At 47.6% G+C, this 14,756-nt stretch carries 12 protein-coding genes; 5 read left to right on the top strand and 7 right to left on the bottom strand.

The genetic code is table 11. The features are described from left to right. The first annotated feature begins 24 nt into the window (after positions 1-24). From MKY95_RS13725 to MKY95_RS13735, 3 genes are all read left to right on the top strand, one after another. Positions 25-2,271 carry an MMPL family transporter gene (locus MKY95_RS13725; protein ID WP_076318110.1) on the top strand — a complete coding sequence of 749 codons (2,247 nt, stop codon included), beginning with the start codon at positions 25-27 and terminating at the stop codon, positions 2,269-2,271. 191 nt (positions 2,272-2,462) lie between these two features. Further along, positions 2,463-3,482 (top strand): alpha/beta hydrolase family protein, encoded by a 1,020-nt coding sequence (locus tag MKY95_RS13730; protein WP_076318109.1) that lies wholly within the window; start codon positions 2,463-2,465, stop codon positions 3,480-3,482. Positions 3,483-3,660: 178 nt separating this feature from the next. Beyond that, positions 3,661-4,833, top strand: a complete 1,173-nt coding sequence (locus MKY95_RS13735) for a GDSL-type esterase/lipase family protein (protein WP_143781007.1) — start codon at positions 3,661-3,663, stop codon at positions 4,831-4,833. Positions 4,834-4,967: 134 nt separating this feature from the next. Here the strand turns inward: MKY95_RS13735 and mnhG are convergent, their stop codons facing one another. The 6 genes from mnhG to MKY95_RS13765 are packed head-to-tail and all read right to left on the bottom strand — an operon-like array spanning position 4,968 to position 10,876. Beyond that, positions 4,968-5,360: a monovalent cation/H(+) antiporter subunit G gene (mnhG, locus tag MKY95_RS13740; protein WP_017688856.1), complete on the bottom strand. Its 393-nt coding sequence runs from the start codon at positions 5,358-5,360 to the stop codon at positions 4,968-4,970. Then, entirely contained in the window at positions 5,344-5,628 is a 285-nt protein-coding gene (locus tag MKY95_RS13745; RefSeq protein WP_017688855.1) for a Na(+)/H(+) antiporter subunit F1, read from the bottom strand. The genes mnhG and MKY95_RS13745 overlap by 17 nt, the downstream gene beginning before the upstream one ends. Then, on the bottom strand, positions 5,628-6,104 hold the full coding sequence (locus MKY95_RS13750; RefSeq protein ID WP_047842677.1) for a Na+/H+ antiporter subunit E: 477 nt from the start codon (positions 6,102-6,104) through the stop codon (positions 5,628-5,630). Before MKY95_RS13750 ends, MKY95_RS13745 begins: the two co-directional genes overlap by 1 nt. Positions 6,105-6,110: 6 nt before the next feature. Next, positions 6,111-7,589, bottom strand: coding sequence for a Na+/H+ antiporter subunit D (locus tag MKY95_RS13755; protein WP_076318107.1), 1,479 nt, complete (start codon positions 7,587-7,589; stop codon positions 6,111-6,113). Next, positions 7,582-7,920, bottom strand: a complete 339-nt coding sequence (locus tag MKY95_RS13760; RefSeq protein WP_036608715.1) for a Na(+)/H(+) antiporter subunit C — start codon at positions 7,918-7,920, stop codon at positions 7,582-7,584. Before MKY95_RS13760 ends, MKY95_RS13755 begins: the two co-directional genes overlap by 8 nt. 1 nt (position 7,921) lies before the next feature. Continuing rightward, positions 7,922-10,876 carry a Na+/H+ antiporter subunit A gene (locus MKY95_RS13765; protein WP_076318106.1) on the bottom strand — a complete coding sequence of 985 codons (2,955 nt, stop codon included), beginning with the start codon at positions 10,874-10,876 and terminating at the stop codon, positions 7,922-7,924. 301 nt (positions 10,877-11,177) lie between these two features. Here MKY95_RS13765 and MKY95_RS13770 point away from each other — a divergent pair, with 301 nt between their 5' ends. Together MKY95_RS13770 and MKY95_RS13775 are read left to right on the top strand one after the other, a co-directional pair. Further along, positions 11,178-12,818 (top strand): diguanylate cyclase, encoded by a 1,641-nt coding sequence (locus MKY95_RS13770; RefSeq protein WP_036608713.1) that lies wholly within the window; start codon positions 11,178-11,180, stop codon positions 12,816-12,818. 71 nt (positions 12,819-12,889) lie between these two features. After that, complete coding sequence (locus MKY95_RS13775; RefSeq protein ID WP_036608711.1) at positions 12,890-13,411, top strand: hypothetical protein; 522 nt, start codon at positions 12,890-12,892, stop codon at positions 13,409-13,411. A 103-nt stretch (positions 13,412-13,514) separates the two neighbouring features. On the opposite strand, the gene MKY95_RS13780 is transcribed toward MKY95_RS13775, so the two are convergent. After that, positions 13,515-14,654, bottom strand: a complete 1,140-nt coding sequence (locus MKY95_RS13780; protein WP_047842681.1) for a GGDEF domain-containing protein — start codon at positions 14,652-14,654, stop codon at positions 13,515-13,517. Positions 14,655-14,756 lie beyond the last annotated feature (102 nt).

Below are 14,756 nucleotides of genomic sequence, written 5' to 3' on the forward strand. Positions count from 1 at the left end.
ATCTGATCGCAGAGGAGCTTAGGTATGGGTTATCGCAGACTTGCTGCCTTCATCAGCCGATATCCGCGGTTCATTATTCTCTGCTGGGTATTTATCATCGGGATGTCAACGGTCTGGGCGTGGAAGTTACCTGACATTGTTCAGGATCACGGATTAAAACGGGTTCACGGGGATGCGCAAGCGGTTGAACTTGTTCTGGAGGATGAATTCGGATCTCCCGCTGATCCGGTTATTCTGGTGTTTGAGAAAAAGGAAAATACCTCGCCGTTACAGTTCAGGCAGTGGATCAAGGATCGTTTGACACAGGTTCAAGTGTTGCCTGCGGTAACCTCTATCACATCCCCTCTGGATGTTAGTGAAAGAGTGACGCTGCAAGACCAAAGGGCATATGCCCTTGTGAAAATGGATGTGCCCGCGCATCAGATGGGTCCCCCACTGGAGCAGTTGCGCGCCGTGCTGGAAACAGACGGTCCAGGTACGGTGCAATTGACGGGGAAGGCAGTCGTGCAGCAGGATGTCAATCATCTGAGCTTTCGTGATCTGGAACGGGCAGAGATGGTGGGCCTACCGATTGCCCTGATCGTTTTGTGTTTTGCATTCAGGGGGCTATATGCCGCGTTGATTGCTGTCATGATGGGGATCAGTGCTGTGATTACCGCGATGGGAGTCACGTCACTCCTTGGTTATCATCTGGAATTGTCCAACTTTATCATTAATGTGATTCCCATGGTGGGCATGGCACTGAGTATAGACTTTGCCCTGATCATCCTGAGCAGGTACAGGGAAGAAGTTCAGCGGGCTTATGAAGATGAAGGTGAAGCTAATGTCCAGGGCAGAAGTCTGTTTATGCAGAACGAGGTTTTGCGTAGGGAGATTCTTCAGCGAACACTGCGTACAGCAGGAAGAGCGGTGTTGTTCTCGGCAGCTTGCGTGCTCCTTGGGCTGCTGGGTCTGCTCTGGATCAGACTGCCGATGTTTCTGAGTGTATCCTTGGGGGCCATCATCGTTCTGCTCCTATCGCTGCTTTTAAATGTAACACTGCTTCCAGCCGTGCTGTCACTGTCTACGGGTCGGATCTTCAGGCGAAAGTTAGTCCATTGGTTACCTAGACGCTCGGTCTGGCATCGATGGTCAGCGATGGTCATGAAACGACCAGTCAGTATGACCATTGGAGGTACGGTTGTGCTGCTCCTGTGTGTTTATCCAGTGACCCGGCTGGAACTGTCCGTCCCGGATGCTTCTTCACTGCCAGAGAGAATGGAGTCCCGCCAAGCAGCAGAGCAGTTGCAACATGATTTGGGGCAAAAGAATACCTCCGCCATCGAGATTGTGATTGGCGGACAGCAGGAACTGTTGACTTCCTCTCACTGGCAGATGGCCCACAACAAAGCCCGTCAACTACTGCAGGACTCAGACGTATTGAGCATTGTTTCACCATGGGGCCTATTACAGCCGAATCAAACGGACTCGCAGAGCCTTTTTCAAATTCCACCGTCGGCGCTAACTCCTTCCATAGAAGGCAAGGAGTCAACAAGGACGACATGGCTGCGTTCAACGGTCTCTGATCACTCGATTCGATTGATAGCCACCGTCCACGGGGAGCCTGGGTCGGAACAGGTTGCAGACTGGCTGGAACGAATAAGGAATAGCGATCATGCACCAGGTTTCAACAATGTAAAACTACGTTATGGTGGGGAAGCTGCCAAGCAGTATGAAATAATGCAGGAAGTCACAAGTCAACTGCCCAAAGTGCTGGTATTTGTAGTGGTCACCAATTATCTTGTGTTACTGGCGGCATTCCGATCGATGCTCATTCCAATTAAGGCAATTCTGATGAATCTGCTCAGCTTAGCCGCTTCATTTGGCATATTGGTGTGGGTGTTCAATGAAGGACATCTAGGTATGGAGCCGTCAGCCATTGCCATTATGATTCCTGTATTCATTGCAGGATTGGTGTTTGGCATATCCATGGATTATGGTGTGTTTATGCTGAGCCGTATTCAGGAAGTGTATAGACGAACTGGAGACAGTGATGTGGCTGTCCAGCAGGGATTGGCTTCTACAGGCCGTCTGGTTACCTCCGCAGCAGCAATTCTGCTTGCGGTGACCGTGCCGTTTGCTTTTGCTGAAGTCGCAGGTGTGAGGCAGTTAGGGATCGGAATCACGGCAGCGGTGTTGATTGACGTTACATTAATCCGTCTAATACTGGTACCTGCATTGATGAAATTAATGGGCAGGTGGAACTGGTGGCTGCCAGGTCAGATGAAATGAAGGGTATTTCCGTAACCTGTCTTCAGGTTGGAGATATCCTTTTTTTGGCTAGAAATCATGTGATTCCATTCAAAACAGGCAAACATGTTCAATTCATGGGTGACCTAGATGTTCTATAATGGATGGAATTAATTCCATATAACAGTCTTTTATCTACGTTATCCTATGAAAAACAGGAGGGACACAGGCCCATGTCTGATATTGAAGCCTATCTACAACAACAAACGAATCTTCGTGGTCGTTCCGCGTATCATCCAGATCAACCCCTGGAGTTATGGCGCAGTCAGTTACGTACACGTGTGAAAGAACGGCTGGGAGGTTTTCCCACGATGGCGGCCGCACTGAATCCTGTCTTACTGGAGCGCATTACATGTGACGGATATATTCGGGAGCGGATTGAAATCACGACCTATGCAGGACTTCGCATGCCTGTGTATTTATTAATTCCGGGTGATGGAAGCGTTACTGATACAAAGAGACCTGCTATCGTTGCTTGTCATGGGCATGGCTACGGTAGCAGAGAGATATCGGGTATGGAACCGGATGGGTCACTACGGACAGGCGAGCCCGGATTACACAAGGACTTTGCAGTAGCTCTTGTGAAGCGGGGATATGTGGTTGCGGCTCCAGAGTTGCTCGGATTTGGTGATCGAAGACTGGAAGAGGACCGCGATGCGCCACCAGGGGTAAGCTCCTGTACAAAGATTGCTGCGCATCTGCTCATGGTGGGGAAGACCCTCGCCGGTCATAGGGTGTATGAAACAACACGTGTATTGGATTATGTATCGACTCGGCCAGAAGTGGATTCGGAGCGAATTGGAAGCATGGGTATCTCGGGCGGTGGGCTGGTGACTGCATTTACAGCCGCGTTGGATGAACGGTTCAGGGCATCTGTGGTAAGCGGTTATGCAAATACATTCCAAGGCAGCATACTGGATCGGAACCATTGTCTGGACAACTATGTGCCAGGTATCCTGCGTGAAGCGGAGTTGCCGGATCTCATCGGCCTGATTGTGCCTAGGCCACTTTTTATTGAAGCCGGAAGTGATGATCAGGTGTTCCCCATCCATGCAGCGAGAGAGGCGTATGCCCGTTTGACACACATATATGAGCAGGCGGGAGCATCAGAATCACTGGATGCGGATTTCTTTACAGGTGGACATGAGATTAGCGGAGCGAAGGCTTATGACTGGCTTGATCAAGTTCTGTGAAACTGAGGCTTAAAAAAACTGAAAAAGCGAAGCTACAAGCTTTCTGCAAGAAAGCTACATCGGAAGCATACGCTATCACCGGATTTCCCCTTGAGAAAAGGGAATCGAAAAATCTGGGGATAACAGCGATTGGAAGGTTATTCTGTCTTCGTAGTATATTCGAGAGGAGAATTCAGTGATGAAATGGTCAATATCGGTAAAGCTTCTGCTCTGTTTTGTTCTGTTTGCAAGTACAACGGGCATCGGTTTGGGAAGCAGTGGAGGGCAAGTCGCCGAAGCGGCAACGGACAATTACAGATTTGATTTTGGTTCGGGTGGCGTTGAGAGCGGTTACACAGGCGTGTCCGCAGGAGATGCTTATACGCCTACGAAAGGTTATGGCTTCAACACACCTGCACAGATGAGGAATGTGTCTGCCTCAGGAAGCGGGGTTAAGAGTGACGCTGTGCAGTTTCTGACTTACGGCACCAAGAGCACCAATACCTTCAATGTGAATCTGTCCAATGGCCTATATGAAGTTAAAGTGGTCCTGGGCAATACTGCCAGAGCCAGCGTGGCTGCAGAAGGTGTCTACCAGATCATTAATATGACAGGCAACGGGGCAACGGACCAGTTTCAAATTCCGGTGACTGACGGGCAATTAAACCTGCTGGTTACAGAAGGAAAGGCAGGCACCGCCTTCACACTTAGTGCACTCGAAATCCGGAAGTTATCCAATCAGACCGTTACCAATCGCACAATCTACATTGGTGGTGATTCAACAGTTTGCAATTACTATCCGCTGGGTAGCAGTGCACAAGGAGGTTGGGGACAGCTGTTTCCGTCCTATGTGAACAATTCCATCTTCCAGGTTCGAAATATGGCGGCAAGTGGTCAATTTGCGAGAGGTTTCCGCGATGATGGTCAGATGGAAGCGATTCTGAAGTATATCAAGCCGGGAGATTATTTTATTTTGCAATTCGGAATTAACGATACCAATGCCAAGAACAATACAACGGAGGCGCAGTTCAAAGAGATTATGCGGGATATGGTACGTAAGGCGAAGAACAAAGGAGCAACGGTTATCCTCTCCACGCCTCAGGGCCGGGCAACAGACTTTAATACAGCCAATGTACATCAAGCGGAGAACCGCTGGTACAATCAATCCACACGTGCACTTGCTCAGGAAGAGGGGATCACCCTGGTTGAACTGAATAAGTTAAGTTCTGCCTATTTCACGTCTATTGGTCCTGCGGCAACACTTGCTCTATATATGACAGGGGATAGTCTGCATCCGAATCGTCAAGGGGCTGCGGAGCTTGCACGTATTGTGGCTGCGGACCTGAGAAGACAGGGACTGAATGGATTCTGACTTTACTACTTAATCAGTCTGCATAATCACGGCTGATATGATCCGTGTATGCAAAATAAAAAAAATACCCCCGGGAACATGCCGCGAAAAGGGCGGCTGATCCTCGGGGGTATTTGTTATGCCTAGGCTGGGGATTACTCCATCATATCCTTGGCTTCATGGTTCACTTTTTTCCCTTTTAACAAGGGTTCCAATTCATCTTGTACGCTCTGCTCCCACAGTGGTACATCTGTGCGATAGGCGGCCCGTCCGTTCAGATGTCCGGCGACCGGAGCCGTGATGAATACAAACAGGATACCTAACAACAAGCGGGCACTGATATAGTTATCGAAATACCAGAAGTAGAAAAATGTAGCGCTTAATACACAGAACACTCCAAGTGTCATACTTTTGGTTGCGGCATGGGCACGTAGATATACATCAGGCAGACGAATAAGTCCGAATGCACTGAGTGCACTGAGTAATGCACCGAGCAGTACGAGTAGACCTATAGCTGTTTCAGCGGCTACTTTAACGATCTCCATCATTTTTGAATACCGCCCCCCGTTCAATATAACGTGCAAATGCCACTGTACTTAAAAAGGCCAAAATGCCAATCAGCAAGATAATATCCAGATAGGCCTGAGTTTGCAGCATCATCGACAGAACGGCAACGATGGCAATCACATTGATACCGATGGTATCCAGTGCCGTGATCCGGTCAGCCATGGATGGTCCCCGAAGCACCCTGTACAAGCAACCCAGAATGGCTAAGGAGAGAATGAGCAATGAGATGAACAACAGTGAGGATAACATTAACGCGTCACCTCCATAATTGCTTTTTCGAATGTATTTTGGATATCATCTCTCATTTTCTGTTCATCCTTGATATCCAGTGCGTGAATAAACAGTTTGCGTTGATTACCCGAGATCTCAAGCGGCAGAGAACCTGGTGTCAATGAGATGAGTAAGCAGAGCAGAGTAACTTCCCAATCCGAGGACAATTGAGTTTTATACGTAAAAATACCGGGCCTTATATCGAGCTTAGGCTTGATAATCTGGCGTATAACCTCAATGCTGGCTCGCACCAGTTCCTTGAACAGCAGAGTAATCAGTTTGAAGATGGCCCAGACTCGCACAACATAGAAGCGTTGGGGGAAGAATCTGCGCATCCCCCCGATGAGAAGCAGTCCGAGCAGGTAACCTATGAGAAAACCAACACCATTCCAGGCGTTGTTCAGAAACATCCATACAAAAGCAATGATAAGATTCAGTACAATCTGAAAGGCCATAGACATCTACTCCTTCAATACGGCATCAATATAAATATTGGGATGCAGTAGAATATCGCCTGCGCGGGAGGTCAATTGGAACATGCCTTCAGCCCCCACACCCATTACGATGATGAATACAAACAGAATTCCGGCAGGAATCAGAAGGCCGTTCACCGCGTAAGGGCGTCGTGTAACCCCGGCAGGTGGTTCGCCCCAGAACGCTTGTATGAAGATGCGTAGTACCGAATATAACATCAACAAGCTCGAAAGCACCGCAATGCCGGTAAGACCATACAAGCCTGCCTGCAAGCCGCCTTCAAAGAGAAGCAACTTCCCCGGAAATCCACTAAATGGCGGCAAACCTGCCAAGGCAAGTGCACTAATGAAGAACATCCAGCCTAGCAGCGGATAGCGATGGATTAACCCGCCCATGTTGTCGAGTTTGGATGTTCCGGCAACAGCGATCAAGGCACCGCCGAGCAGGAAGAGCAATGTTTTGATCAACATATCATGCAGCATATAGAAGAGCAGACCTTCCAGTGCAGGGCGACTGGCCGCGGCCATACCAAAAGCGACAAACCCTACACCTGCGACCACGTTGTAGATGAGAATCTTGTTTACATCGCGGTATGAGATCGCACCAATGACACCCAGGACCATCGTTGCTCCAGCCATCCATCCGATTAGTGCATGGAAGAAATCAGGATCATGATAGAAGATCAGTGTGAATGTTCGCACAATCGCGTACAAGCCAACCTTGGTAAGCAATCCTGCGAACAATGCAGTGACGACAGCAGGTGGTGCCGCATAAGAGCCCGACAGCCAGAAGAACAGGAACAGTCCGGCCTTGATGCTAAATACGATCAGAAAGAGAACAGCAATTAAGGTAATGACTCCGCTCTGTCCCACTTCAGCAATTTTGATGGACAAATCTGCCATGTTCAGTGTGCCAGTTATGGAGTAGAGGAAGCCGATGGAAGCGACAAAAAGAGCTGAAGAAACGATGTTAATCAAGACATATTTGATCGTTTCCCGAAGCTGTCTTTCCGTACCTCCCAATACGATCAGTGCATAGGAAGAGATGAGCATCAGTTCAAAGCTGACAAACAAATTGAACAAATCTCCGGTTAGGAATGAACCGTTAACTCCCGCGATTAGAAAATGAAAGAACGGATAGAAGTGGTGCTCTTCCCGCTCCTTGTTCACACTGCGGAACGCATACAGCAGACACGCCAGTGCAATGATGGAAGCGGCGACGACAAGTAGCGCCGATACCATGTCCGCAACAAGCACAATACCATAGGGAGGTGCCCATCCACCCATATTAAGCGTTAGAACTCCAGTCTGAGCTACCCGCGTAATGAGTATCGTTGAGACCGCTGCTGTAAACAAAAGTCCAATGACACTAATGATCCGCTGGATATTTATTTTTCGGAAAAATAGCAGAGCCAGAACACCTGTAATCAAAGGCAAGAGAATGGGCAGAACGACGAGATTATTCATATGGGCGCCCCCTTACTTCTTCCATATCGTCTGTTCTCAGCTTCAGATAAGAACGATAGGAGAGAACAAAGAAGAACGCAGTGAGTCCAAAATTGATAACAATCGAAGTTAGTATCAAAGCCTGAGGAAGAGGATCGACATAACGTTCAGCCATCTCCCCAAGCAGCGGTGGTGCCCCAGTTTTGAGACGTGACATGGTGATCAAGAGCAGATGCACGCCATGGGTTAGTATGGACATGCCAAGTACGATACGGAGCAGGCTCCGCGACAAGATTAAAAAGACGGCAACCGCAAACAGAATGCCAACGGCTACACACATCAATATTTCCATATCAGCGATCCTCCCCGATCTGTAGAATGATGGTCATGGTGACACCCAGGACAGCGAGATACACGCCAAGATCAAACAGCATGGCCGTGGCGAGTTCTGTCTCTCCCAGCAAAGGAAGTTCGAAATAGCCGAAGGTTTGACTTAGGAACGGAACTCCAAATATAAATGAACCCGCACCCGTCAGTAAGGCTATACCCAATCCGATTCCTGTTAGAATACGGAAGTCAACCGGTAACGCTTTGCGTATCGTATCTGTACTGAATGCCAGGGCAATCAATACGAGCGCTGCCGCTGTGACCAAGCCGCCGATGAAACCTCCGCCCGGATTGTGGTGACCTGCAAAGAAGAGGTGCATGGCAAACGTCAGTATGATGAACACAACAACCTTGGTGGTCGTTTGCAGCAATACATCATTACTCTGCAAGGGGACAGTATCCCACGAGGATGAGCTGCGTTCCCGGTTACCATACTTTTTCGTATTGTCCGCTTCATCATCCAGAGCAGGTTCGGAATCCTGACTCTCGTCCTTCTTACGAAACTTCAAGCGTGCTCCGAGATCTTTCGCTTCGAGGTTCAGATTAATCATGGAGTAGATGGATAACGAAGCAACGCCAAGCACCATAATCTCCAATAACGTATCGAAGCCACGGAAATCTACCAGCAACACGTTCACGACATTTTTTCCACCAGCTGAATCATAGGCTTCCTGAAGGAAGAAAGTAGAAATGCTGTCCAGTGAGGCTGTTCCGCTTGCGGCCAATGCAACAAAAGTCATCACGATCCCGACTGCAATCGCTACGATCATATTTACCGTGAGATAACTGCGGCTTGATTTGCCACGTTGAAGCTCAGGCAGATGGTAGAAGCAGAGCAGGAACAATGCAACGGATACCGTCTCAACAATCATCTGTGTCAACGCCAGATCCGGCGCCCGGAAGAGTACAAACAGCAGGGTTACAAGGTAACCAACTGCTCCAGTCATAATGACTGCCGATAGTCTGTTCTTGGCAAAAGGAATCGAAACTGCAGCACCGATGAGCGTGACTAGCAGTACCACCTCATAGAATGAGTAAGGTGCATTGCCTTGCAGATTCCAGGTAATATTTTCTCCTGAACGGAAGAAGGCATAGACCAGCAACGCGACCGTGAATGAGAAAATGTAAACGAGATAATTACGAACCGAGCCATTCATATAGGCTTCCGTCCATTTGCGTGCATAATGCTGAAGATTATCAAGCACGACATGGTACATATTGTTAATTGTTAATCCTTGTGGATAATGCTCATAAATATTCCTCCATCGTGGCAACAGCTTGTAGAGAGTGATTCCGAGAATCACAACTCCGATTGTCATAATCAGTTCCGGAGTCCATCCATGCCACAGGGAGAAATGTACATCGAAGCGCTCATTCCCATTCAAGAGGGATGGAAGCACAGCGGCCATTGCCGGTTCAATCAGTGATCCGGCCAGCAGATTCGGGAAGAGTCCGAATACAACGACAAGAACACCTAGAACAACAGGCGGAATAAGCATGCCAGCGGGCGCTTCGTGCAGCTTCTCGGCAGGGATCTCGCTTTGGCTACGACCGAGGAATGTTTTGAACACGATAATAAGCGCATAGATCAGGGTAAACACACTTGCAAGCCAAGCGAATACCGGCAATAGAACACTCCAGGAGCCAAGTCCAAAGATTCGTAGATGCGTGACTTCCACCATCGCCTGGAAGAATAACTCCTTGCTCAGGAATCCGTTGAAGGGCGGAATACCCGCCATGGCAAGTGAGCCGATCAATGCTACGGTGAATGTGATTGGCATGAATGAAGCAAGTCCACCGAGCTTTCGTATGTCACGTGTACCCGTTTCATGATCAACAATCCCTACGACCATGAACAGAGCGGCCTTGAAGGTTGCATGATTAAACAGGTGAAGTAGCGCAGCGGTTATTGCCACAGTGTACATCGCAGAGGATTCGCCATATCCGAAGTAGAGAGCAGCAGATCCAACCCCTAAGAGGGACATGATCAGACCAAGTTGAGAGATGGTCGAATAGGCAAGAATCGCTTTGAGATCGTTTTTTTTCACCGCCAGGAATGATCCATAACACAAAGTCAGAAGACCAACGCCAGTAACGAGCCAGAACCAGAGTCCCTGTCCACCGAAGATTGGTGTAAACCGTGCGACAACGTACAGTCCGGCCTTGACCATGGTGGCTGAGTGAAGATAGGCACTAACAGGTGTCGGAGCTTCCATGGCATCCGGCAACCAGATATGGAACGGGAACTGAGCTGACTTGGTGAAAGCTCCAATCAGGATCAAGATAAGTGCGGGTAGAAATAGTGCGCTTTCCTGAAACTGACCCAATCCTGTAATGGTTGCACGAATACTGAATGTTCCTGTAATGAGATACATCATCATGAATCCGGTAAGCATGGCGAAACCGCCAAATACCGTAATCAGGAATGATTTTTGTGCTCCTGAAGTCGAGGCTTTACGTTTGTAATGGAATGCAATCAACAGGAATGACGTAATACTGGTCAATTCCCAGAATCCGTAGAGCACGATCATATTATCAGACAGTACCACGCCCAACATGGCTCCCATGAACATCAACAGATACAGGTAGAAACGGTTCAGCGCTTCTTTCATATCCATGTAGAAGATGGAGTAGAGAACAACGAGGACACCGATTCCGGTGATTAGCAGTGTCAACATGAGGCTCAGACCGTCCAGATACAGATTGAATCCAATGTCCAGTGAAGGGATCCACGGGATATTTCCGGATACGGTATTGCGCTGTGACACAGCGGGTATGAGACTCGCAAAGTATACAAATAATAGTGCCGGGACAAGGAGAACCGGCCATCCCAAATGTAATTTACGGAAGAAACGATGCAGCATGGCAAGAAGAATGCCAGCGGCAAAAGGCAGAATAACAGCAACATGAAGCAGGCTCAACATTACACCCCCAATGTTTAGTATTTCGATTACTCTCTCTGTGACATACAGGCGCATGATCCTTTGAAGGATATGCTTGCTCTCTATATTCATAACCCAAGTATGTATATACAGAATCGTGTCTATTCTTTGAATGGAAGAAACACGGTGAAGATTTCAGTATAATATTGTATGGGCATGTATAATAAAAAAACACACAAGTTCCGATAAATATGAAAACGAATAGGTGACATTCCGTGTACTCTTTACAGCATAGTTATGTTGAGAAGCAAGATGGTTTCACCGTGTAATGGAGGAAGTAATGTCATTCAAAATTAGAACTGTGCTTACAGTCATCTTTGCTGTGTTATCCTTGCTGGTTACCCTGACGATTGGGTCTATTTTTAGCCAAAAGTCATTTGTTGCTGTAGAGACTGAGATTGGTCACTCGCTTACCGGCACGGCCTCACAGGCTTCGGACAAGCTGGATCGATTCATGTCGGCTCGCGCGGGTGAACTGGACCTGCTGGGCCGAATGGCTTCGTTGGAAGATGAATTCCAACCTGATGAGATTCAGATGCTGCTGGATCAGTTACAAGATAGCTTTCCCTCATTCTCATGGGTTGGATTCATGGACCCGAAGGGAAAAGTGTTAGCTGCTACGGATGGTATCTTGCTTGGGGAAAATTTATCAGAGCGACCTGTGTATCAGGAGGGAATCAAGGGTAAATTCATTGGAGATGTGCATAATGCAGTACTTCTTGCCAAGCTGCTTCCGAATCCAACGGGAGAGCCGTTGCAATTTGTCGATATCAGTTTTCCGCTGAAGGATAGCAAAGGAATGATTCAAGGTGTGCTCGCTGCACATTTAAGCTGGGAATGGGCGAAGGAAGTTGAGGAATCCGTACTTGCCCCATTAAAAAGGGAAGAAAAGGACATTGAATTTTTTATCGTTAGCAAAAAGGAACATACAGTGCTGCTCGGGCCGAAGGAATGGATCGGTAAACCGTTAGTATTGCCTGGCATTGAAGAGGCCCAGCTCAACAAGAGCAGTTGGTCCATTGAAAAGTGGCCTGACGGTAATGAATATGTGACAGGGTTTGCCTACAGCCAGGGTCATCTGGATTTTCCCGGATTAGGCTGGACCGTAGTCATTCGTCAAGTCAAGTCATCTGCTTTTGCGTCTGTGTTTGACCTAATGTGGTTTAATGTGTGGTCTGGACTCGCCGTTACCGTGCTGTTTGCACTGATTGGCTGGGTTGTCTCACGTCTGATCTCTGCCCCGCTTGTGCGTCTTACCAGAGTAGCCAATCGACTGCGTGCAGGGGAAGAGCTTGAGATTCCTGCGATTAAGGGGATTAAGGAGATTGAAGTGTTGTCCCGTTCACTTCGGGATATGCTGACCTCTCTTATGAATAAAAACTCAGAGCTGGTCGTGATGCAGAATCTGGCGCATTTTGATCAGTTGACTAGACTGCCAAATCGCACTGCCCTAGAAGTGTATCTGGAGGAGTCTCTGGAGACCGAAAGTGAAAATCACACGCTGACTTTTCTCTATCTGGATCTCGATGGATTCAAACGGGTCAACGATACACTTGGACATCAGACTGGAGATGTACTGTTACAGAAAGTGGCCCAGCGACTGTCTGCTCTTGGTCAGGTGAAGGGGATAACAGTCCGATTGGGCGGAGATGAATTCCTGATTGTACTTCAGTCTGTTGGAAGTCATCCGAGGGAAGAAGCCATGGCTTATGCAGAAGCCATCATTCAAAGCTTGAACAAGCCGTTTATTATCGAATACGAGCGAATTCGAATTGGATGTAGCATCGGAGGTGCCGAATATCCAACCAACAGCGACAACCCAAGTGAGATTATTCGGATGGCGGACGAAGCTTTGTATGAGTCCAAACGTGCAGGCAAGAACAGAATGACATTTTATTCCGAGTTGAAGCAAGATCGTTAGCGTATAATAACATGAGCTGGGTTATCCCAATCACCTTTGTGCGAATGTGCGTATAAACAAGGAGGGGTGAAATGTCTGGAAAATATACATCTGTACCTTATGGTTATGAGCCACCGGCGGCCAGCCGCAAAGGCACACTGACTTTTTATGACTCGTTTGAACATGTGACGGATGAGCAACTCGAGCGCGCCGCTGCAACGGTAGATACCCGTTCATTCATACAGCTTGTGTTGTATCCTTTACACGAGAGCACGTTTAAACGAATGAGCAAGGATTCGATACAGGCATATTACAAAAGAGAAGACCGCCTGCATGATTGGCGGCGGGAACATCCAACTTCGCGTATACGTGTGGAGGGGCTTGAGGGCAAGAGAAAGAAATATACACCTGTGGATAGCGCGCTGCGCCATATCACTGCGGAATATCCAGCCCCTCACTTTCTGTATTTGACGATAGAGATGGCGAATATGTTTGCTTCATTTGATTCCTTCAAGGATTGGATCAAAGAGCTGCGTCTCATCATTGATGGATCGTCCGAATACCTGCATCCGATGCTGGAGCAAAATCGTCATCGCTGGGAATGGGCGGAATGAGAACATAGATGTATGAAAAAGATCGGCCTGCTGATCATATTCAGACCCAAAAAAAGTTGTGTTGTACAAACCGGAATTCCGGTGTACAGCACAACTTTTTTATTTATATTTTCTCTGCCAAGGATGAAGTCAGATCAAGTGATGTTACGGTTTTATTTTTACCTGTTCGTTTGGCGGCATACAGACAGGCATCCACTTCCTCGAACAATTTGTCTTTGGTTAGATTAGGGCTGTAGCTTTTGAGACCGATACTCACCGTGATGGAAGCTCCTTCAAGTTCCAGATGGCCCATCAGGGCAATCTTCTGACGAATCTGTTCCACCAAGGCATAAGCCTGCTTGAAAGATTGCTCAAACATCAATAAGGCGAACTCTTCGCCCCCGTACCGTGCTGCAATATCACTTGAGGTAATGGTTTCCTGAATGATCAGGGACACTTTCTCCAGAATAATGTCTCCAACCCGATGACCATACGTATCATTAATGGATTTGAAGTCATCAATATCGATCAGGGCCAGATGCAGACTCATGCCACTGTTGGCATACTCAAATGCTTTTTCATAATAATCCTTGAATGAACTTTGATTATAAAGGTTGGTTAAACCGTCTGTTTTGGACTGTTTGGTCATAATGGCATTTCGCACAATAAGGTCCTGCTTGGCAAGCATGCTGGCCTGAAGATCATCGAGCACCTCAACGCCGCTGGTTACGATAACCTGTGCTACATATGTACCTAGGATTAGAAAAGCAGGAATGGATACCATGTCAAATGAAGACAGGTACAACCGGTAGGCCGGATCGAACAAAACCAGAAAGTAACCAGTCATCTGCATCAGAAAGACAATCCAGACTCTTTTTTTACTGAAGAACAGCACCGAAGCAAAGATGGGCAACAGACAGATTGCTAATATAATCCGAATGTCATAATTGACATGAATAATCGTCCACGCGATAACCGTGCTGGCTATAGACATGGTGTAAAAGGAATATGAACTGAAGCGCCGATCAACCCAGCTTGCGAACAAAATGCATGAACTACTGACGGCCGTAGGCCAGAAGAGGACATTCATCAAGAAATCTGTAGGTGTGCGATCGTACTCCAGAAACAGGAAACAGCCAATCTGAATGGCGAAATGTGCAATCGTAACAACCCAGTAGGCATGAAGCATTTTTTGAATCCATTTGGAATGTTTGAACTCGTACTCTGTTGGAATGTGACTATTGTGCGTATGGAAACCTTTCATATATCACCGCTGACTGCATCATAATGGTACGACAGAATTACTCTCGTATATGATAATTATAAATCACAATGAACAAAACGCAAATGTATTTAACTGTTATGA

This window comes from Paenibacillus sp. FSL P4-0176 (assembly GCF_037975265.1).
GTDB classification, from domain to species: domain Bacteria; phylum Bacillota; class Bacilli; order Paenibacillales; family Paenibacillaceae; genus Paenibacillus; species Paenibacillus amylolyticus.